The organism is Citrobacter freundii complex sp. 2024EL-00216 (genome assembly GCF_043945515.1).
Classification (GTDB): domain Bacteria; phylum Pseudomonadota; class Gammaproteobacteria; order Enterobacterales; family Enterobacteriaceae; genus Citrobacter; species Citrobacter portucalensis.
This window is the reverse complement of record NZ_JBIMRA010000004.1, coordinates 1-20,239: the sequence shown is the minus strand read 5'-3', so window position 1 is coordinate 20,239 and position 20,239 is coordinate 1. Positions and strand designations below refer to the sequence as shown.

20 protein-coding genes are annotated in these 20,239 nt (G+C 53.1%); 12 read left to right on the top strand and 8 right to left on the bottom strand.

Annotated features, from left to right (window positions below):
- Positions 1–2: 2 nt before the first annotated feature.
- The 8 genes from lpxA to tilS all read left to right on the top strand — a co-directional run bounded on the left by lpxA (position 3) and on the right by tilS (position 11,062).
- Complete coding sequence (lpxA, locus tag ACHHZ7_RS06150) at positions 3–791, top strand: acyl-ACP--UDP-N-acetylglucosamine O-acyltransferase (protein WP_003018525.1); 789 nt, start codon at positions 3–5, stop codon at positions 789–791.
- Positions 791–1,939 (top strand): lipid-A-disaccharide synthase, encoded by a 1,149-nt coding sequence (lpxB, locus tag ACHHZ7_RS06145; RefSeq protein WP_003829168.1) that lies wholly within the window; start codon positions 791–793, stop codon positions 1,937–1,939. Before lpxA ends, lpxB begins: the two co-directional genes overlap by 1 nt.
- Positions 1,936–2,532 carry a ribonuclease HII gene (rnhB, locus tag ACHHZ7_RS06140; protein ID WP_008786270.1) on the top strand — a complete coding sequence of 199 codons (597 nt, stop codon included), beginning with the start codon at positions 1,936–1,938 and terminating at the stop codon, positions 2,530–2,532. The genes lpxB and rnhB overlap by 4 nt, the downstream gene beginning before the upstream one ends.
- A 24-nt stretch (positions 2,533–2,556) precedes the next feature.
- Complete coding sequence (dnaE, locus tag ACHHZ7_RS06135; RefSeq protein ID WP_008786271.1) at positions 2,557–6,039, top strand: DNA polymerase III subunit alpha; 3,483 nt, start codon at positions 2,557–2,559, stop codon at positions 6,037–6,039.
- A 12-nt stretch (positions 6,040–6,051) separates the two neighbouring features.
- Positions 6,052–7,011, top strand: a complete 960-nt coding sequence (gene accA, locus ACHHZ7_RS06130) for an acetyl-CoA carboxylase carboxyl transferase subunit alpha (RefSeq protein ID WP_003829164.1) — start codon at positions 6,052–6,054, stop codon at positions 7,009–7,011.
- Positions 7,012–7,110: 99 nt separating this feature from the next.
- Entirely contained in the window at positions 7,111–9,249 is a 2,139-nt protein-coding gene (gene ldcC / locus ACHHZ7_RS06125) for a lysine decarboxylase LdcC (RefSeq protein ID WP_048236098.1), read from the top strand.
- Between the two features lie 66 nt (positions 9,250–9,315).
- Entirely contained in the window at positions 9,316–9,705 is a 390-nt protein-coding gene (locus tag ACHHZ7_RS06120; protein ID WP_060682719.1) for a VOC family protein, read from the top strand.
- A 61-nt stretch (positions 9,706–9,766) separates the two neighbouring features.
- Positions 9,767–11,062, top strand: coding sequence for a tRNA lysidine(34) synthetase TilS (gene tilS, locus ACHHZ7_RS06115; RefSeq protein ID WP_060682718.1), 1,296 nt, complete (start codon positions 9,767–9,769; stop codon positions 11,060–11,062).
- 42 nt (positions 11,063–11,104) lie between these two features.
- Here tilS and rof read toward each other — a convergent pair whose 3' ends face one another.
- Positions 11,105–11,365 carry a Rho-binding antiterminator gene (rof, locus tag ACHHZ7_RS06110; RefSeq protein ID WP_003018503.1) on the bottom strand — a complete coding sequence of 87 codons (261 nt, stop codon included), beginning with the start codon at positions 11,363–11,365 and terminating at the stop codon, positions 11,105–11,107.
- On the bottom strand, positions 11,352–11,552 hold the full coding sequence (locus ACHHZ7_RS06105) for a YaeP family protein (protein ID WP_003018499.1): 201 nt from the start codon (positions 11,550–11,552) through the stop codon (positions 11,352–11,354). Before ACHHZ7_RS06105 ends, rof begins: the two co-directional genes overlap by 14 nt.
- Positions 11,553–11,740: 188 nt before the next feature.
- Here ACHHZ7_RS06105 and ACHHZ7_RS06100 point away from each other — a divergent pair, with 188 nt between their 5' ends.
- Genes ACHHZ7_RS06100 through nlpE form a run of 3 tightly spaced genes read left to right on the top strand, consistent with a single transcriptional unit; the run spans position 11,741 to position 13,434 of the window.
- On the top strand, positions 11,741–12,286 hold the full coding sequence (locus ACHHZ7_RS06100) for a YaeQ family protein (protein WP_003018497.1): 546 nt from the start codon (positions 11,741–11,743) through the stop codon (positions 12,284–12,286).
- The gene (arfB, locus tag ACHHZ7_RS06095; RefSeq protein WP_032942412.1) at positions 12,283–12,705 is read left to right on the top strand and encodes an alternative ribosome rescue aminoacyl-tRNA hydrolase ArfB; all 423 of its coding nucleotides are present in this window, start codon (positions 12,283–12,285) and stop codon (positions 12,703–12,705) included. Before ACHHZ7_RS06100 ends, arfB begins: the two co-directional genes overlap by 4 nt.
- Positions 12,706–12,735: 30 nt before the next feature.
- Positions 12,736–13,434 carry an envelope stress response activation lipoprotein NlpE gene (gene nlpE / locus ACHHZ7_RS06090; RefSeq protein ID WP_085951559.1) on the top strand — a complete coding sequence of 233 codons (699 nt, stop codon included), beginning with the start codon at positions 12,736–12,738 and terminating at the stop codon, positions 13,432–13,434.
- Between the two features lie 44 nt (positions 13,435–13,478).
- On the opposite strand, the gene proS is transcribed toward nlpE, so the two are convergent.
- The 6 genes from proS to metN all read right to left on the bottom strand — a co-directional run bounded on the left by proS (position 13,479) and on the right by metN (position 19,073).
- Positions 13,479–15,197 carry a proline--tRNA ligase gene (proS, locus tag ACHHZ7_RS06085; RefSeq protein WP_003829149.1) on the bottom strand — a complete coding sequence of 573 codons (1,719 nt, stop codon included), beginning with the start codon at positions 15,195–15,197 and terminating at the stop codon, positions 13,479–13,481.
- A 113-nt stretch (positions 15,198–15,310) separates the two neighbouring features.
- Positions 15,311–16,018, bottom strand: a complete 708-nt coding sequence (gene tsaA / locus ACHHZ7_RS06080) for a tRNA (N6-threonylcarbamoyladenosine(37)-N6)-methyltransferase TrmO (RefSeq protein ID WP_008786279.1) — start codon at positions 16,016–16,018, stop codon at positions 15,311–15,313.
- Positions 16,015–16,419, bottom strand: a complete 405-nt coding sequence (rcsF, locus tag ACHHZ7_RS06075; protein WP_003018477.1) for an Rcs stress response system protein RcsF — start codon at positions 16,417–16,419, stop codon at positions 16,015–16,017. The genes tsaA and rcsF overlap by 4 nt, the downstream gene beginning before the upstream one ends.
- A gap of 116 nt (positions 16,420–16,535) precedes the next feature.
- Positions 16,536–17,351, bottom strand: coding sequence for a methionine ABC transporter substrate-binding lipoprotein MetQ (metQ, locus tag ACHHZ7_RS06070; protein ID WP_003829145.1), 816 nt, complete (start codon positions 17,349–17,351; stop codon positions 16,536–16,538).
- Positions 17,352–17,395: 44 nt separating this feature from the next.
- Positions 17,396–18,049, bottom strand: a complete 654-nt coding sequence (locus tag ACHHZ7_RS06065) for a methionine ABC transporter permease MetI (protein ID WP_003018471.1) — start codon at positions 18,047–18,049, stop codon at positions 17,396–17,398.
- Positions 18,042–19,073, bottom strand: a complete 1,032-nt coding sequence (gene metN, locus ACHHZ7_RS06060) for a methionine ABC transporter ATP-binding protein MetN (RefSeq protein ID WP_003829140.1) — start codon at positions 19,071–19,073, stop codon at positions 18,042–18,044. The genes ACHHZ7_RS06065 and metN overlap by 8 nt, the downstream gene beginning before the upstream one ends.
- A gap of 189 nt (positions 19,074–19,262) precedes the next feature.
- Between metN and gmhB the strand changes: the two genes are divergently transcribed.
- Complete coding sequence (gene gmhB / locus ACHHZ7_RS06055) at positions 19,263–19,829, top strand: D-glycero-beta-D-manno-heptose 1,7-bisphosphate 7-phosphatase (RefSeq protein WP_008786280.1); 567 nt, start codon at positions 19,263–19,265, stop codon at positions 19,827–19,829.
- The last annotated feature ends 410 nt before the right edge of the window (positions 19,830–20,239 follow it).

Sequence of the window (20,239 nt, the reverse complement as noted above, 5' to 3'; positions counted from 1 at the left end):
ACGTGATTGATAAATCCGCCTTTATTCACCCGACCGCCATTGTAGAAGAGGGCGCCAGCATTGGTGCCAATGCTCACATTGGCCCATTTTGTATTGTTGGACCCCATGTTGAAATTGGTGAGGGTACCGTACTGAAGTCTCACGTTGTCGTGAATGGCCATACAAAAATTGGTCGCGATAACGAGATCTATCAGTTTGCCTCCATCGGTGAAGTTAACCAGGATCTTAAATATGCTGGCGAACCGACCCGTGTGGAAATTGGCGATCGCAACCGCATCCGCGAAAGCGTCACCATTCATCGTGGCACAGTGCAGGGCGGTGGAGTGACGAAGGTGGGCAGCGATAACTTACTGATGATTAATGCGCACGTCGCGCATGATTGTACGGTAGGCAACCGCTGTATTCTGGCGAATAACGCCACGCTTGCCGGACATGTTTCGCTTGATGATTTTGTTATCATCGGCGGCATGACTGCGGTGCATCAGTTCTGCATCATCGGTGCTCATGTGATGGTTGGCGGCTGTTCTGGTGTAGCCCAGGACGTGCCTCCGTACGTTATCGCCCAGGGCAACCACGCGACGCCGTTTGGCGTCAATATCGAAGGTCTGAAGCGTCGTGGATTCACCCGCGAAGCGATTACCGCGATTCGTAACGCCTACAAAGCGTTGTACCGTAGCGGTAAAACGCTGGAAGAAGTGAAACCAGAAATCGCGGAACTGGCGAAACAGTACCCCGAAGTTCAGGCTTTCAGCGACTTCTTTGAGCGCTCAACGCGTGGCCTGATTCGTTAATGACTGAACAGCGTCCTTTAACGATTGCCCTCGTCGCCGGAGAAACCTCCGGCGATATTCTTGGTGCAGGGTTAATCCGTGCACTCAAGGCTCGCGTTCCCAATGCGCGCTTTGTTGGCGTGGCGGGTCCGCTGATGCAGGCCGAAGGCTGTGAAGCCTGGTACGAAATGGAAGAGCTGGCGGTCATGGGCATTGTTGAAGTGCTCGGACGCCTGCGCCGTTTACTGCATATTCGTGCCGACCTCACTCGCCGATTCACCGACTTAAAGCCGGATGTTTTCGTCGGCATTGATGCGCCTGATTTCAATATTACCCTCGAAGGGAACTTGAAAAAACAGGGCATTAAAACCATTCATTATGTCAGTCCGTCCGTCTGGGCGTGGCGACAGAAACGCGTTTTCAAAATAGGCAGATCCACCAACATGGTGCTGGCCTTTCTGCCTTTCGAAAAGGCGTTTTATGACAAATTTAACGTCCCGTGCCGCTTTATCGGTCATACCATGGCGGATGCCATGCCGTTGGACCCGGATAAAAATGCGGCCCGTGATGTTCTGGGTATTCCTCATGACGCTCACTGCCTGGCGCTACTGCCAGGAAGCCGTGGTGCAGAAGTGGAGATGCTCAGCGCCGATTTTCTGAAAACGGCGCAGCTATTACGCCAGCATTATCCGGATCTCGAAGTGGTGGTGCCGTTGGTGAATGCCAAACGTCGCGAGCAGTTTGAACGCATTAAAGCGGAAGTTGCACCGGAGCTTTCTGTACATCTGCTCAATGGGATGGGACGTGAAGCAATGGTGGCCAGCGATGCCGCACTGCTGGCTTCAGGTACCGCCGCGCTGGAATGTATGCTGGCAAAATGCCCGATGGTGGTTGGCTACCGTATGAAACCCTTCACCTTTTGGCTGGCGAAGCGCCTGGTGAAAACGGATTACGTTTCGCTACCTAACCTGCTGGCGGGAAGAGAACTGGTTAAAGAGCTGTTGCAGGAAGAGTGTGAACCGCAGGCGCTGTCGCAAGCGCTGTTGCCATTGCTGGCAAATGGTAAAACCAGCCATGCGATGCACGACACATTCCGTGAACTGCACCAGCAGATCCGTTGCAATGCTGATGAGCAGGCGGCGGATGCGGTCCTGGAGTTAGCGCAATGATTGAATTTGTGTATCCGCATACGCATTTAGTGGCGGGTGTGGATGAAGTCGGGCGCGGCCCTTTGGTTGGCGCAGTCGTCACTGCTGCCGTCATTCTGGATCCGGCTCGCCCTATTATCGGTCTTAACGACTCAAAAAAACTGTCAGAAAAACGTCGCCTGGCGCTGTTTGATGAAATTAAAGAAAAAGCGTTAAGCTGGAGCCTGGGTCGGGCGGAACCGCATGAAATCGACGAGCTGAACATTTTGCAGGCCACCATGCTGGCCATGCAGCGTGCGGTTGCGGGTCTGCATATTGCGCCTGAATACGTGCTGATTGACGGCAATCGTTGCCCGGCATTACCGGTACCGTCGATGGCGGTGGTCAAAGGTGATAGCCGCGTGGCGGAGATTAGCGCCGCATCGATTCTGGCAAAAGTGACCCGTGACGCTGAAATGGCGGCGCTGGATACGGTTTTTCCACAGTATGGTTTTGCACAGCACAAAGGCTATCCAACCGCATTTCATCTGGAAAAATTGGCACTGCATGGTGCGACTGAGCACCATCGCCGCAGCTTTGGCCCCGTCAAACGCGCACTGGGACTCTCGTCCTGATTCTTGTGTCGAAGGAATCTGAAGATGTCTGAACCACGTTTCGTCCACCTACGGGTGCACAGCGACTACTCCATGATCGATGGGCTGGCGAAAACCGGGCCGCTGGTGAAAAAGGCGGCCGCGTTAGGCATGCCTGCGCTGGCGATCACCGATTTTACCAACTTGTGTGGTCTGGTGAAGTTTTACGGAGCGGGCCACGGCGCGGGTATCAAGCCGATAGTTGGCGCAGATTTTCATGTCCGCAGTGAGCTGTTGGGCGATGAACTCACGCAGCTCACCGTACTGGCCGCAAATAATACCGGCTATCAGAACCTGACGTTGTTGATTTCGAAAGCCTATCAGCGCGGCTATGGCGCAGAAGGGCCGGTTATCGACCGGGACTGGTTGGTCGAGCTAAAAGAAGGTTTGATTTTGCTCTCCGGCGGTCGCATGGGCGATGTCGGACGCAGCCTGCTGCGCGGCAATAGCGCACTGGTTGACGAGTGCGTGGCGTTTTACGAAGAACATTTTCCCAATTGCTATTTCCTCGAACTGATTCGCACCGGCAGGCAAGATGAAGAAAATTATCTGCATGCAGCCGTAGCACTGGCCGAAACGCGTGGTCTACCGGTGGTGGCGACTAACGATGTCCGCTTCCTGGAAACCGGAGATTTCGACGCGCATGAAATCCGCGTAGCAATCCACGACGGGTTCACCCTTGATGACCCGAAACGCCCGCGTAACTATTCGCCGCAGCAGTACATGCGCAGCGAAGATGAGATGTGCGAGCTGTTCTCCGATATTCCGGAAGCACTGCAAAACACCGTCGAGATAGCCAAACGCTGCAACGTGACGGTGCGTCTGGGCGAATACTTCCTGCCGCAGTTCCCGACCGGCGATATGACCACCGAGGATTTCCTCGTGGCGAAATCACGCGAAGGGCTGGAAGAACGTCTCGAATTTTTGTTCCCTGACCCTGAAGTTCGTGCGCAGAAGCGCCCGCCTTACGATGAACGTCTGGAAGTTGAACTTAAAGTTATCAACCAGATGGGATTCCCTGGCTACTTCCTGATCGTTATGGAATTTATCCAGTGGTCGAAAGATAACGGCGTACCGGTAGGCCCGGGACGTGGTTCCGGCGCTGGCTCACTTGTCGCCTATGCGCTGAAAATTACCGATCTCGATCCGCTGGAATTTGACCTGCTGTTCGAACGTTTCCTTAACCCGGAACGTGTCTCAATGCCCGACTTCGACGTTGACTTCTGTATGGAGAAACGCGACCAGGTTATCGAGCACGTGGCGGAAATGTACGGTCGTGATGCGGTTTCGCAGATTATTACCTTTGGTACGATGGCTGCAAAAGCGGTTATCCGCGACGTGGGCCGCGTGCTGGGGCATCCGTACGGTTTCGTTGACCGTATTTCGAAACTGGTGCCGCCCGACCCGGGCATGACGCTGGCAAAAGCCTTTGAAGCCGAACCCCAACTGCCAGAAATCTATGAGGCAGATGAAGAGGTTAAAGCGCTGATTGATATGGCGCGTAAGCTGGAAGGCGTCACGCGTAACGCTGGTAAGCACGCCGGTGGTGTGGTTATCGCACCGACAAAAATTACTGATTTTGCGCCGCTGTACTGCGATGAGCAGGGGCTGCACCCGGTTACTCAGTTTGATAAGAACGACGTGGAATATGCCGGTCTTGTGAAGTTCGACTTCCTCGGCCTGCGTACGCTCACCATCATCAACTGGGCGCTGGAAATGATCAACGCGCGCCGTGAAAAGAACGGTGAGCCACCGCTGGATATTGCGGCTATCCCGCTGGATGACAAGAAAAGCTTCGATATGCTGCAACGCTCGGAGACCACGGCGGTCTTCCAGCTTGAATCCCGCGGTATGAAAGACCTGATCAAACGTCTGCAGCCTGACTGCTTCGAAGACATGATCGCACTGGTGGCTCTGTTCCGCCCAGGTCCGCTACAGTCGGGGATGGTAGATAACTTTATCGACCGTAAGCATGGTCGCGAAGAGATTTCCTACCCGGACGTACAATGGCAGCATGAGTGTCTGAAACCGGTACTGGAGCCGACCTACGGCATTATCCTGTATCAGGAACAGGTTATGCAGATTGCCCAGGAGTTGTCCGGGTACACCCTTGGCGGCGCGGATATGCTGCGTCGTGCGATGGGTAAGAAAAAGCCGGAAGAGATGGCTAAGCAGCGCGGCACCTTTGAAGAAGGGGCGAAAAAGCGCGGCGTAGACGGCGAACTGGCGATGAAAATCTTTGACCTGGTGGAGAAATTCGCCGGTTACGGATTTAACAAATCGCACTCCGCAGCCTATGCGCTCGTCTCTTACCAGACGCTGTGGCTGAAGGCGCATTATCCTGCTGAGTTTATGGCGGCGGTAATGACCGCCGATATGGATAACACTGAGAAAGTGGTCGGGCTGGTAGATGAATGCTGGCGTATGGGGCTCAAAATCCTGCCGCCGGATATCAACTCCGGGCTTTACCATTTTCACGTGAATGATGATGGCGAGATTGTTTATGGCATCGGCGCGATAAAAGGCGTGGGTGAAGGACCAATTGAAGCTATTATTGAGGCGCGTAACGAAGGCGGTTACTTCCGTGAGCTGTTTGATCTCTGTGCGCGCACGGATATCAAAAAACTTAACCGCCGGGTGCTGGAAAAGCTAATTATGTCTGGGGCGTTTGATCGCCTTGGTCCGCATCGCGCGGCGTTGATGAATTCGCTCAACGATGCGCTAAAAGCCGCCGATCAGCATGCAAAAGCCGAAGCCATCGGTCAGGCCGATATGTTTGGCGTGCTGGCGGAAGAACCGGAGCAAATTGAACAATCCTATGCCAGTTGCCAACCGTGGCCGGAGCAGGTGGTATTAGATGGTGAGCGTGAAACGTTGGGGCTTTACCTGACGGGACACCCCATCAACCAGTATTTAAAAGAAATTGAGCGCTATGTCGGAGGCTACAGGCTGAAAGACATGCATCCGACAGAACGTGGTAAAGTCACCACGGCTGCGGGGCTCGTCATTGCTGCGCGGGTAATGGTCACCAAGCGCGGCAATCGTATCGGCATCTGTACACTGGATGACCGTTCCGGACGTCTGGAAGTTATGTTGTTTACCGATGCTCTGGATAAATACCAGCAATTGCTGGAAAAAGACCGCATACTTATCGTCAGCGGACAGGTCAGCTTTGATGACTTCAGCGGCGGGCTTAAAATGATGGCCCGTGAAGTCATGGATATTGACGAAGCCCGGGAAAAATATGCTCGCGGGCTTGCTATCTCGCTGACGGACAGGCAAATTGATGACCAGCTTTTAAACCGACTCCGTCAGTCTCTGGAACCCCACCGCTCGGGGACAATTCCAGTACATCTCTACTATCAGAGGGCGGATGCACGTGCGCGGTTGCGTTTTGGCGCGACGTGGCGTGTTTCTCCGAGCGATCGTTTGCTAAACGATCTCCGTGGCCTTATTGGTTCGGAGCAGGTGGAACTGGAGTTTGACTAATACAGGAATACTATGAGTCTGAATTTCCTTGATTTTGAACAGCCGATTGCAGAGCTGGAAGCAAAAATCGATTCTTTGACTGCGGTTAGCCGTCAGGATGAGAAACTGGATATTAACATCGATGAAGAAGTGCATCGCCTGCGTGAAAAAAGCGTAGAACTGACGCGTAAAATCTTCGCCGATCTTGGCGCATGGCAGGTAGCCCAACTGGCGCGCCATCCACAGCGTCCGTACACCCTGGATTATGTCCGCCTGGCGTTTGATGAATTTGATGAGCTGGCGGGCGATCGTGCCTATGCGGATGATAAAGCTATTGTCGGCGGTATCGCGCGTCTGGATGGCCGTCCGGTGATGATCATTGGTCATCAGAAAGGCCGTGAGACCAAAGAAAAGATTCGCCGTAATTTCGGCATGCCAGCGCCGGAAGGCTATCGCAAAGCGCTGCGTCTGATGGAAATGGCCGAGCGTTTCAACATGCCGATCATTACCTTCATCGACACCCCAGGGGCTTACCCGGGCGTGGGCGCGGAAGAGCGTGGTCAGTCAGAAGCGATCGCACGCAACCTGCGTGAAATGTCGCGTCTGAGCGTACCGGTAATCTGTACCGTTATCGGTGAAGGTGGTTCCGGTGGCGCGCTGGCGATCGGTGTAGGCGATAAAGTGAATATGCTGCAATACAGCACCTATTCCGTTATCTCCCCGGAAGGTTGTGCTTCAATTCTGTGGAAAAGCGCCGACAAAGCACCGCTGGCCGCAGAAGCGATGGGAATTGTTGCCCCGCGTCTGAAAGAGCTGAAGCTTATCGACTCTATCATTCCGGAACCGTTAGGCGGCGCACACCGCAATCCGGAAGTGATGGCTGCGTCCCTGAAAGCACAGCTGCTGGCCGATCTCGCCGATCTCGACGTGTTAAGCAAAGACGATCTGAAAAACCGTCGTTACCAGCGTCTGATGAGCTACGGTTACGCGTAAACTGCATTAATTCCGAAAAGGGCCACAACGTTGTGGCCCTTTTTTTTACCTGTGGTTTGGCCAGGCTATGATTAACTAAGGTTTTTCCAGGAGGAACGCATGAATATCATTGCCATCATGGGACCGCATGGCGTCTTTTATAAAGATGAGCCCATCAAGGAACTTGAACGTGCGCTGCAACAGCAGGGATTTCAGATTATCTGGCCGCAGAATAGCGTTGACCTGCTGAAGTTTATCGAACACAACCCGCGAATTTGCGGCGTCATTTTTGACTGGGATGAATATAGCCTGGAGCTGTGTAGTGACATCAACCAGCTCAACGAGTATCTCCCGCTCTACGCCTTTATTAATACCCATTCGACGATGGATGTCAGTGCGCACGACCTGCGCATGGCGCTGTGGTTTTTTGAGTATGCGCTGGGTCAGTCTGAAGACATTGCCACCCGCATTCGCCAGTACACCAGCGAATACCTCGATAACATCACGCCTCCGTTCACCAAGGCGCTGTTTACCTATGTGAAGGAAGGAAAGTATACCTTCTGTACGCCCGGGCACATGGCGGGTACGGCGTACCAGAAAAGCCCGGTCGGCTGCCTGTTCTATGATTTCTTTGGCGGCAATACGCTGAAAGCCGACGTGTCCATTTCCGTAACCGAACTGGGTTCATTGCTTGATCATACCGGACCACACCTCGAAGCGGAGGAGTACATCGCGCGTACTTTTGGTGCCGAACAGAGCTATATGGTGACCAACGGCACCTCGACATCGAACAAGATTGTCGGCATGTATGCTGCGCCTGCAGGCAGTACGTTACTGATTGACCGCAACTGCCATAAGTCGCTGGCGCATTTGCTGATGATGAGCGATGTGGTGCCAATCTGGCTGAAGCCTACGCGTAACGCGTTGGGGATCCTCGGCGGTATACCCCGTCGGGAATTTACCCGTGCAAGTATTGAACGCAAGGTAGAAGAGACGACTCAGGCGCAATGGCCGGTACACGCGGTGATCACCAACTCCACCTATGACGGGCTGCTTTATAACACCAACTGGATCAAGCAAACCCTGGATGTGTCCTCCATCCATTTTGATTCAGCCTGGGTGCCGTATACCCATTTTCATCCGATCTATCAGGGGAAAAGCGGGATGAGCGGCGAACGGGTACCGGGAAAGGTGATATTTGAAACCCAGTCCACCCACAAGATGCTGGCGGCGTTGTCACAGGCTTCGCTGATCCACATTAAGGGTGACTATGATGAAGACACGTTCAACGAAGCCTTTATGATGCACACCTCCACGTCTCCGAGCTATCCGATTGTGGCGTCGATAGAAACGGCGGCGGCAATGCTGCGTGGCAATTCCGGCAAGCGGTTAATCAATCGTTCGGTGGAACGGGCGTTGCATTTCCGTAAAGAAGTGCAGCGTCTGCGCGAAGAGTCGGATGGCTGGTTCTTTGATATCTGGCAGCCGGAAAAGGTCGATGAAGCAGAATGTTGGCCGGTAGCGCCAGGTGAAGACTGGCACGGATTTGTTGATGCTGATGCCGACCACATGTTCCTCGACCCGGTGAAGGTCACGATTCTGACGCCGGGAATGGATGAACAGGGAAATATGAGCGAAGAGGGGATCCCCGCGGCGCTGGTGGCGAAATTCCTTGATGAACGCGGCGTCGTCGTCGAAAAAACGGGACCGTATAACCTGTTGTTCCTGTTCAGTATTGGCATAGATAAAACCCGGGCGATGGGGCTGCTACGTGGCCTGACGGAATTTAAGCGCTCGTACGATCTGAATTTACGCGTGAAAAATATGCTGCCGGATCTGTATGCTGAAGATCCCGATTTCTATCGCAATATGCGTATTCAGGATCTGGCACAGGGGATCCATAAGCTGATCCGCCAGCACGATCTCTCCGGACTGATGCTGCGGGCATTTGATACCTTGCCGGAAATGAAAATGACACCGCACCAGGCCTGGCAGAGGCAGATCAAAGGTGAGGTGGAAACCGTGGCGCTTGATCAACTGGTAGGACGCGTGTCCGCCAATATGATCCTGCCTTATCCTCCAGGCGTGCCGCTCTTGATGCCCGGGGAAATGATCACTGCCAAAAGCCGGGCTGTCCTCGATTTTCTTCTGATGCTGTGTTCAGTGGGGCAGCGCTACCCGGGATTTGAAACCGATATCCATGGCGCTAAACTGGGCGAGGATGGCGTGTATCGCGTGAGAGTCTTAAAAATGGCATAACGACTTGCCTGACCCTAAGACGTACGAGTAACGTGCTGACAGAAAAATGAAAGAGGCGATGACGCTATGCTGGGATTAAAACAGGTTCACCATATTGCCATTATTGCGACGGACTACGCGGCGAGTAAGGCATTTTACTGCGATGTGCTTGGCTTTACACTGACGAGCGAAGCCTATCGGGAAGAGAGAGACTCGTGGAAAGGCGATCTGGCATTGAACGGCCAGTATGTGATTGAGCTTTTTTCTTTCCCGTTTCCACCTTGCCGTCCGAGCCGACCGGAAGCCTGCGGTTTGCGTCATCTGGCGTTCAGCGTGGAGGATGTGGAAAAGTCGATCGCGCATCTGGAAGCACACCACGTGAAGTGTGAATCCATACGTATCGATCCATTTACCGGTAAACGCTTTACGTTTTTCAACGATCCGGACGGATTGCCCCTCGAACTGTACGAGATGTAAGGCTTGTCATTGTGGCGTTAGCCCGGTAACGTGCCGGGCAATGCCATTGTAAGTAACCATCATGACGACACTCACGCTGAACACTTCACTGCTGAATTCTCAATCGATTTTGGTCGCCTTTAGCGGCGGGCTGGACTCAACCGTACTCCTGCATCAGCTGGTGCAGTGGCGAGCGCAGCATCCTGAGGTCGCTTTACGCGCAATCCATATTCATCACGGATTAAGCCCACATGCAGACAGTTGGGTGCAGCACTGTGAGTCAGTATGTATGCAGTGGCAGGTGCCGCTGGTGGTTGAGCGGGTACACCTTGAGGATGATGGTCTGGGCATCGAAGCTCAGGCACGACGCGCGCGCTATCAGGCATTTGCGCAGACCTTACTACCGGGCGAGGTGCTAATGACTGCCCAGCATCTCGATGACCAGTGTGAAACCTTTCTGCTGGCGCTTAAGCGCGGCAGCGGCCCTGCCGGACTTTCCGCCATGGGCGAAAACTCACCGTTCGCCGGAACCCAGCTGATTCGACCGCTGCTGGCGCAAACGCGAGAGGCGCTTGAAGCATGGGCGCGGCAGCATGAATTATGCTGGATTGAAGATGAAAGCAATCAGGATGATACCTACGATCGCAATTTTCTCAGATTGCGCGTTACCCCATTGCTGCAACAGCGCTGGCCGCACTTCGCGCAAGCCGTAGCCCGCAGCGCCGCGCTGTGTGCTGAGCAGGAGAGTTTACTGGATGAACTGCTGGCCAGCGATTTAGCCGATTGCATCACAGCCCATGGCACACTGCTACTAGTACCGTTAATGATGATGAGCGACGTGCGTCGTGCCGCGCTGCTTCGTCGCTGGCTGGCGGGGTTAAATGCGCCGATGCCTTCTCGTGATGGACTGGAACGTATCTGGCAGGAAGTGGCGCTGGCGCGGGAAGATGCCTCACCCTGTTTTCGCCTCGGGGAGTACGAGGTCCGTCGTTATCAGTCACAGCTGTGGTGGGTGAAGTCAGTCGATGGGCAAAGCGAAACCGTTATCCCATGGTTAGAGTGGAAAACACCGTTGGCGCTGCCTGCCGGATTGGGTTCGGTTCAGTTAATCTCTGCGGGTGAATTGCGCATGCCGCAAGCGGATGAAGCTGTCAGCATTCGTTTCAAAGCACCAGGGTTATTGCATATTGTCGGGCGTAACGGTGGACGGAAATTAAAGAAAATCTGGCAGGAGCAGGGGATTCCACCCTGGCGACGAGATACCACACCGATGCTGTTTTACGGCGAAACGTTGATTGCGGCTGCGGGTGTTTTCGTGACGCGTGAGGGAGCGGCGGAAGATGAAGAAGGCGTGAGTCTGGTTTGGCGTGGAAAGTAGGCCGGATAAGGTGCTTTGCACCGTCATCCGGCACCAAAATAATCAGGATTCGCTGACCACCACGGTACCGATCTGCGGGTGGCTGAAGCTGGCAATTTTGTCGAGGCGAAGCTCCCGGGTTTCACCTGCGACATCTGCGACCAGATACTCCACGTTTTTGCGTGAAACCAGGTCGTTCGCTTTCGCCTGCAAAACTTCGCCATCTTTTAACGCCAGCGTCAGTAACAAATGGTGCTGGCAGGCGAGTTCAAGATTGTCGTAATCATCGCAGTTGATGGGTTGATACGTTTCATTCATTGACATAATCGCTCACCAGTAAGTTCGCGGCAGCATAGGCCGCTTTTTCCCTGACCGACTCTGGAAGGGCGCTGTCTGCCGCCACTTCATTAAGCACCTTCAATACGCAACCCAGCGCATCCGGGATATACCCTAAGTCTCCGCTGGCGATTTCCGCGTACCGCTTGCGTATTAACTCACAATATTTTTCCACATGCCCTCCTGTCAGCACTCTGACTTAACCGTGGATGCAAGTCTAAGCCTACGAAGATAAACTCTGTTTAGCAAGGTGACTATACCATACTCATTCAAGCAATATCAGCGCCTTGATAGATGAGCAGTTAGCAGCCTTTTGCCGCAGTTTTCGCTACAATGTGCGCCTGATTCGAAAGGAGTTCTCCCATGGCGCTTAAAGCGACAATTTATAAAGCCGTCGTCAACGTAGCGGATCTTGACCGCAACCAGTTTCTTGACGCGGCCTTGACGCTGGCGCGTCACCCCTCTGAAACCCAGGAGCGCATGATGCTGCGCCTGCTGGCCTGGATTAAATATGCCGATGAACGGCTGCAGTTCACGCGTGGCCTGAGCGCGGAAGACGAGCCTGAAGCATGGCTGCGTAACGACCATCTGGGCATCGATCTTTGGATTGAGCTGGGTCTGCCGGATGAGCGCCGTATCAAGAAAGCCTGTACCCAGTCTGGTGAGGTTGCTCTGTTTGCCTACAACAGCCGTGCGGCTCAGATCTGGTGGCAGCAAAACCAGAACAAATGTGCGCAGTTTAAAAATCTCACCGTGTGGTATCTGGATGATGAACAGCTGGCGCAACTGAGTGATTTTGCTGGTCGTACAATGGCGCTGCAGGCGACTATTCAGGACGGCGCTATTTGGCTGTCCGACTCTCAGAACAATCTGGAAATTCATCTGACCGCGTGGCAGCCGCGTTCATGATTGTTCTCTCCCGAAACGTCTCTATCCCTGATAATGAGCTGGAAATCACGGCGATTCGGGCACAAGGCGCGGGTGGTCAGCACGTTAACAAGACCTCGACGGCTATCCATTTGCGCTTTGACATTCGGGCCTCGAGCCTGCCAGAGTATTACAAGGAACGCCTGCTGGCCGCCAGCCATCATCTGATTAGCGGCGATGGCATTATTATCATTAAGGCGCAGGAATACCGTAGCCAGGAGCTCAATCGGGAAGCGGCAATCTCCCGACTGGTGGCGGTGATAAAAGAATTAACCGCGGTGCAAAAAAGCCGACAGGCAACTCGCCCTACGCGCGCCTCGAAAGAGCGCAGGTTGTCATCGAAGGCGCAAAAATCCACAGTGAAAGCACTGCGCGGGAGAGTTCGTCGAACGCAAGACTGACGAGCGGGAATAAAAATTAATAAGGAATTGATAGTGAAAACAGCAATATTGTCCGTGGTCGCTGCATGCACGCTTTTTTCCTTGATCGGCTGTAATAACCGTACTGAAGTTGAAGTACTACAGCCGACGCGGGCGGCAGAATTAAAACCGATGCAGCAAAGCTGGCGTGGCATCTTACCTTGCGCGGACTGCGAAGGGATTGAAACCTCTCTGTTTCTGGAAAAAGACGGTACATGGGTGATGAACGAACGCTATCAGGGCGTGCGGGATGAACCGTCTTCATTTGCCTCTTATGGCACATGGGCGCGTACAGCCGACAAACTGGTGCTGACCGACAGCAAAGGTGAAAAATCGTACTACCGGGCTAAAGGCGAGGCGCTGGAAATGCTCGATCGTGAAGGTAACCCGATTGAGTCACAGTTTAACTACACGCTCCAGCCGGTTTCCGCCAGCTTACCGGTGACGCCAATGCCGATGCGAGGCATGTATTTCTATATGGCTGACGCGGCAATCTTTACCGACTGCGCAACGGGTAAACGGATGCCGGTGGCGAATAACGCTCAGCTTGAACGCGACTATTTAGCCGCTCGTGCGGAAAACGGACAGTCCGTACTGCTGACGCTTGAGGCGCATTTCACGCTGGAGTCAAACCCGGATACGGGTGAGAAAGTGAAAACGTTGATGGCGGATAAAGACGCGAAATTTATCCCTGGTAAAGCGTGTAATTAATCGATAGAAAAAAGGCCCTGATAATCAGGGCCTTTTTGTTGGTATTAGCCTTTAATGGCTTTGACCAGGAAGTCAACGATGTCGCCGGTTTTAATCAGCTCTTTCTCGCCGTTACGACGGTATTTGTATTCGATATCGTCGTTGTCGAGGTTACGGTCGCCCAGCACGATGGTGTGTGGGATACCGATCAGTTCCATATCGGCAAACATCACGCCCGGACGCTCTTTACGATCGTCCATCAGCACTTCGATACCCTGTGCGCGCAACTCAGCGTACAGCTTTTCAGCCAGCTCCTGCACACGGTAGGATTTGTGCATGTTCATCGGCAGAATGGCGACCTGGAACGGGGCAATGGCATCTGGCCATACGATGCCACGATCGTCAAAGTTTTGTTCAATAGCAGCAGCGACTACGCGAGTGACCCCGATACCGTAGCAGCCCATAGTCAGCGTCTGGTTACGGCCATCTTCGCCCTGAACAGCGGCTTTCATCGCTTCAGAGTACTTGGTACCCAACTGGAAGATGTGGCCGACTTCGATACCGCGTTTGATCATCAGCGTACCTTTGCCGTCCGGGCTAGGGTCGCCGGCGACCACGTTACGGATGTCAGCAACTTCCGGGGTGGCCACGTCGCGATCCCAGTTGATACCGAAATAGTGTTTACCGTCGATGTTGGCACCGGCAGCGAAATCGCTCATTACTGCAACGGTACGGTCGATAACCACCGGAATTGGCATATTCACCGGACCGAGCGAGCCAGGACCTGCTTTTACCAGCGCACGAATTTCTTCTTCGGTGGCAAAGGTCAGCGGGCTGGCAACCTGCGGCAGTTTTTCCGCTTTGACTTCGTTCAGCTCGTGATCGCCACGAACCAGCAGGGCGACCAGCGGGTAGCTGCTGCCTTCAACCGCTTTCACCAGCAGGGTTTTCACGGTTTTTTCGATAGGCAGGTTGAACTGCTCAACCAGTTCGGCGATGGTTTTAGCGTTCGGCGTATCTACCAGCGTCATTTCCTGGGTTGCTGCCGCGCGCGGCTCTTTCGGCGCAACGGCTTCGGCAAATTCGATGTTCGCCGCATAGTCAGAGGAGTCGGAGAAGATCACATCGTCTTCGCCGCTCTGCGCCAGCACCTGGAATTCGTGAGAGGCGCTGCCGCCGATAGAACCGGTATCCGCTTGTACTGCACGGAAATCCAGCCCCATACGGCTGAAGATTTTGCTATACGCAGCGTACATCGCGTCGTAGGTTTCCTGCAGGGATTCCTGAGAGGTGTGGAAAGAGTATGCATCTTTCATCAGGAATTCGCGGGAGCGCATCACGCCGAAGCGTGGACGGACTTCGTCACGGAATTTGGTCTGAATCTGATAGAAGTTCAGCGGCAGCTGTTTGTAAGAGCTCAGCTCGTTACGGATCAGGTCGGTGATCACTTCTTCATGCGTTGGGCCGAGGACGAACGAACGATCGCCACGGTCAGCAATTCGCAGCAGTTCCGGGCCGTATTGTTCCCAACGGCCGCTCTCTTCCCACAGTTCAGAAGGCTGAACGACCGGCATCAACACCTCGATCGCACCGGCGTTGTTCATCTCTTCACGCACGATGTTTTCGACTTTTTTCAGGACGCGCACGCCGGTCGGCAGCCAGGTATATAACCCGGAGGCCAGCTTGCGGATCATCCCGGCGCGCAGCATCAGCTGGTGGCTGATGACTTCGGCGTCGGCAGGTGTCTCCTTCAGAGTGGAGAGCAGATATTGGCTAGTACGCATGTTGTTACGGTTCCAGTTGAACGATCGAACAGGCTCAAAACGAGCCTGGCACAAAACAAAAGTGGTTTAGTTTACCAGCGAGAAAGGGATGTCAAAAGAGTACGCGACGCAAATTAGCGGGCTTCCAGAGCAAAGACCTCAAATCCTGACGGCGTGACGCGCCAGCGGACGTTAAAGTCCAGCAGCCAGACGGCGTAGGTTTTGCCTTCTTCCTCGTTTTTACGATAGGCAGGACGCGGATCCTGCGCCAGCACTTCGGCAATAAACTGACGAAGATGCGGGTAACGTTGTTCGAGCTTCGGTAGCTGCTCCGCGAGATCTTCACTGAACGTCACGTCTATGCTGGCCTTGGGGGCATCCTGAGCATAGCTGGCGCGAGCATCGGGTAACGATTCGGCAAACGGCAGATACGGTTTTATATCTACGACTGGCGTGCCATCAACAAGATCCAGCCCACCGAGTTCGAGGATCACGTGCTCTTTATGGCAGCGGATGCCCCGTAGCTCAACCAACGACATGCCAACAGGGTTAGGACGAAACGTTGAACGCGTGGCAAAGACACCCATTCTGGCGTTGCCGCCAAGGCGGGGAGGGCGCACGGTCGGACGCCATCCACCTTCCATTGTCTGGTGAAAAACAAAAATCACCCACAAATGACTGAAGGCTTCCAGGCCGCGAACGGCATCGGCCTGGTTATAAGGTGCGAGCAAATGCAGTTCACCGCTGGCGCTTTTCACCAGACCGGGCTGACGTGGAACGGCGAACTTTTCTTTATAAGGTGAGCGGATAACGCCTATTTGCTCGAACTGAAAATGGCTCATTTCGCCGAAATGTTCAGTGCAGAACCGATGCAAACCGCCTGACGATAGCAACCCGGCGTTCCGCTGGTCACTTCGCAACTGTGCAGCAATACCGCATTAGCTTTCATTTTTGATGCGTTAATCTGCATGCGTTTGCGTGCGGTTGGAATGCTCGGAGGGGAATCCTGGTTTGAAGCCTGGCAGGATTCACCGCTAACTTCGCCAAGATCGCGGAACGGTTTGCCTACTAAATCTTCAGCGTTAGTAATGATTCTTACCGGCGTAGCGCGCGGTGCTTTCGGTTTTTCCGGCTCCGCTTTCGGCGGGGTTGCGGTGCTTTGAACGGGTTCAACAGGGGATCTGCTTAACATAGAACAGCCGCTCAGCAAGAGTGCTACTAAACAGATCGGTAAAGCACGCATAATATTTCCTCAATGAATGATCTAAACGTCAGATATTGAATCAGGTGCTTGCATAAATGACAAGACGGGCAAGCGCCCGTCCTGATGATATTACAGATTCTGTAAACAGCCTAAAATTACCAGCCCTTAACAGCACCGCCGTTGAAGACTTTGTTTGCTGCTTCGTACACTTCGTCAGACTGGTATGCTTCAACGAATTTCTTCACGTTCTCAGCATCTTTATTGTCTTCACGAGTTACAATCAGGTTTACGTACGGGGAATCTTTATCTTCAACAAAGATACCGTCTTTTGCCGGAGTCAGGCCGATCTGGCTGGCGTAGGTGGTGTTGATGACCGCCAGTGCGATTTGTGCATCGTCCAGGGAACGCGGCAGCTGCGGTGCTTCCAGTTCAACCAGCTTCAGGTTTTTCGGGTTTTCAATCACGTCCAGCGCGGTTGGCAGCAGGCCAACACCGTCTTTCAGTTTGATTAAGCCCACTTTTTGCAGCAGCAGCAAGGAACGGCCAAGGTTAGTCGGGTCGTTTGGAATCGCGACCTGGGAACCGTCCTGCAGCTCATCCAGTGATTTGATTTTTTTGGAGTAGCCCGCAATCGGGTAAACAAAAGTATTGCCTACAGCAACCAGCTTGTAACCACGATCTTTGATCTGCTGGTCCAGGTATGGTTTGTGCTGGAAGGCGTTAGCATCGATATCGCCTTTGCTCAGCGCTTCGTTAGGCAGAACGTAATCGTTAAACGTGACCAGCTCAACGTCCAGACCGTATTTTTCTTTTGCCACTTTCTGCGCGACTTCTGCAACCTGCTGCTCTGCGCCAACAATAACGCCCACTTTGATGTGATTAGGATCTTTTTCATCCTGACCGCAACCCACAAGTGCCAGAGAACCGATCAGGGCTCCAACTGCCGCAAAGGTTTTGAATTTGAACGCCATGCTTATTTCCTTTTCTTAATGAGTTTTTAGTGTTGTGTGCAACGTTATTTGTGCGTGACAGCCCGGACGATGCGATCGCCGGATAACTGAATTAAATAAACCAGAACGACGAGCAATACCAGTACTGTATTCATTACGGTAGCGTTGTAACCAATATAGCCGTACTGATAGCCAATCTGTCCAAGACCACCGGCACCGACGGCACCGCCCATCGCGGAGTAACCAACCAGCGTGATAAGGGTGATGGTGGCCGCATTGACCAGTCCTGGCAGCGCTTCTGGCAGTAATACCTTACGTACAATTTGCAGCGGCGTGGCGCCCATCGCACGAGAGGCTTCTATCAGCCCGGTCGGGATTTCGAGCAGCGCGTTTTCCACCATACGGGCGATAAACGGCGCGGCACCGACGGTCAGCGGAACGATAGCGGCCTGCAGTCCGATTGAGGTGCCTACGATCATGCGGGTGAACGGAATCATCCACACCAGTAAGATGATGAACGGGATGGAACGGAAAATGTTCACCAGCGCAGAGAGCGTACGGTAGAGCTTCGCGTTCTCAATAATTTGCCCCGGACGCGTTACGTACAGCAACACGCCGACCGGCAGACCAATCACAAAGCCAAAAAAACCGGACACAAAGGTCATTGCCAGCGTTTCCCATACGCCGCGAACCAGCAGCCACATCATCGGCTCAGACATAACCCAGTACCTCTACTTTTACATGGTGTTCCTGCAACCAGCTAATGGCTGCTTGTGTATCTTCCTGTGTGCCGTGCATTTCAGTCAGCATGATGCCGAACTTCACGCCGCCGGCGTAATCCATCTGCGCGCTAATAATGTTGTTATTCACATTAAAGCGACGGGCCGTCTCAGAAAGTAGCGGTGCATCGACCGAATGGCCGGTGAATTCCATACGCAGCATCGGCACGCTGTCGGCTTCCGGCTCCGCTTTTAAACGTTCCAGATAATCTTCCGGAATATCCAGGTGCAGCGTGGACTGGATAAATTTCTGTGCCAGCGGCGTTTTCGGGTGTGAGAACACTTCACTAACGGTGTCCTGCTCAATCAGTTCACCATTACTGATGACCGCCACGCAGTCACAAATACGTTTTACAACGTCCATCTCGTGAGTAATCAGCAGAATGGTGAGTCCCAGACGACGATTAATATCTTTCAATAATTCCAGAATCGAGCGTGTCGTTGCCGGATCGAGTGCGCTGGTGGCTTCATCGCACAGCAACACTTTGGGGTTACTTGCCAGCGCACGGGCGATCGCCACACGCTGTTTTTGTCCACCGGAAAGGTTGGCCGGGTAGCTATCGTGCTTGTCGCCAAGACCAACCAAATCCAACAGTTCTGTTACGCGGCGTTTGATCTCTTCTTTTGGCGTGTTATCCAATTCCAGCGGTAGTGCGACGTTACCGAACACCGTACGGGAAGAGAGCAGGTTAAAGTGCTGAAAAATCATGCCGATTTGACGGCGAGCTTTAGTCAACTCCGACTCAGAAAGCGTGGTCAGCTCCTGACCGCCAACCTGAACGCTGCCTTCGGTAGGGCGTTCGAGTAGGTTAACGCAGCGGATGAGCGTACTTTTACCGGCGCCGGAGGCGCCAATAACGCCATAAATCTGCCCGGCAGGAACATGCAGGCTGACATTATTTAGCGCCTGAATGGTGCGAGTCCCCTGCTGGAACACTTTGGTGATATTCGAAAGTTTAATCATTGGTTATTTATTATCGTAATTAAGTTAGCCGTGGCATTTTCGTCTGTCAGGTACGGTCGAAGCCGTCAACAAGATGGATGTTAAGGCATCCAGACGTCTAAATCAATCGGGCTTTGCACGATGAGCACTTTCTTGCCCGCTGAAACATGCGATACTAGAGTCACATGCCTTATTCAGGAGCTATAAAAGGTGGCAAAGTCTGTACCCGCAATTTTTCTCGACCGTGACGGTACCATTAATGTGGACCACGGTTATGTACATGAGATCGACGAGTTTGAGTTTATCGACGGCGTTATTGATGCCATGCGTGAACTTAAAAAGATGGGTTACGCGCTTATTATCGTGACGAACCAGTCTGGTATCGCGCGTGGTAAATTTACTGAGGCGCAGTTTGAAACGTTGACCGAATGGATGGACTGGTCGCTGGCCGATCGCGACGTTGAGCTGGATGGTATCTACTACTGCCCGCATCACCCGCAGGGTACTGTAGAAGAGTATCGTCAGGTCTGCGACTGCCGTAAACCGCATCCTGGCATGTTTATCTCCGCCCGAGACTTCTTGCACATCGATATGGCCGCTTCTTATATGGTAGGCGATAAAATTGAAGATATGCAGGCGGCGACAGCTGCGAATGTTGGCACGAAGGTATTGGTCCGCACAGGCAAACCCGTCACGCCGGAAGCAGAAAATGCGGCAGATTTGGTTATAAATAGTCTGGCAGACCTGCCGATGGCGATAAAAAAGCAGCAAAAGTAAGCGTTGTGGATAAAAGGTGAGCGGTTGAAACAAAAATGCATTTTTCCGCTTGTCTTCCTGAGTCGACTCCCTATAATGCGCCTCCATCGACACGGCGGATGTGAATCACTTCACACAAACAGCCGGTTCGGTTGAAGAGAAAAACCTGAAAATGAGGGTTGACTCTGAAAGAGGAAAGCGTAATATACGCCACCTCGCGACAGAGCGCTAAAGCGCGTCGCAACTGCTCTTTAACAATTTATCAGACAATCTGTGTGGGCACTCGAAGATACGGATTCTTAACGTCGCAAGACGAAAAATGAATACCAAGTCTCAACGAGTGAACACGTAATTCATTACGAAGTTTAATTCATTGAGCATCAAACTTTTAAATTGAAGAGTTTGATCATGGCTCAGATTGAACGCTGGCG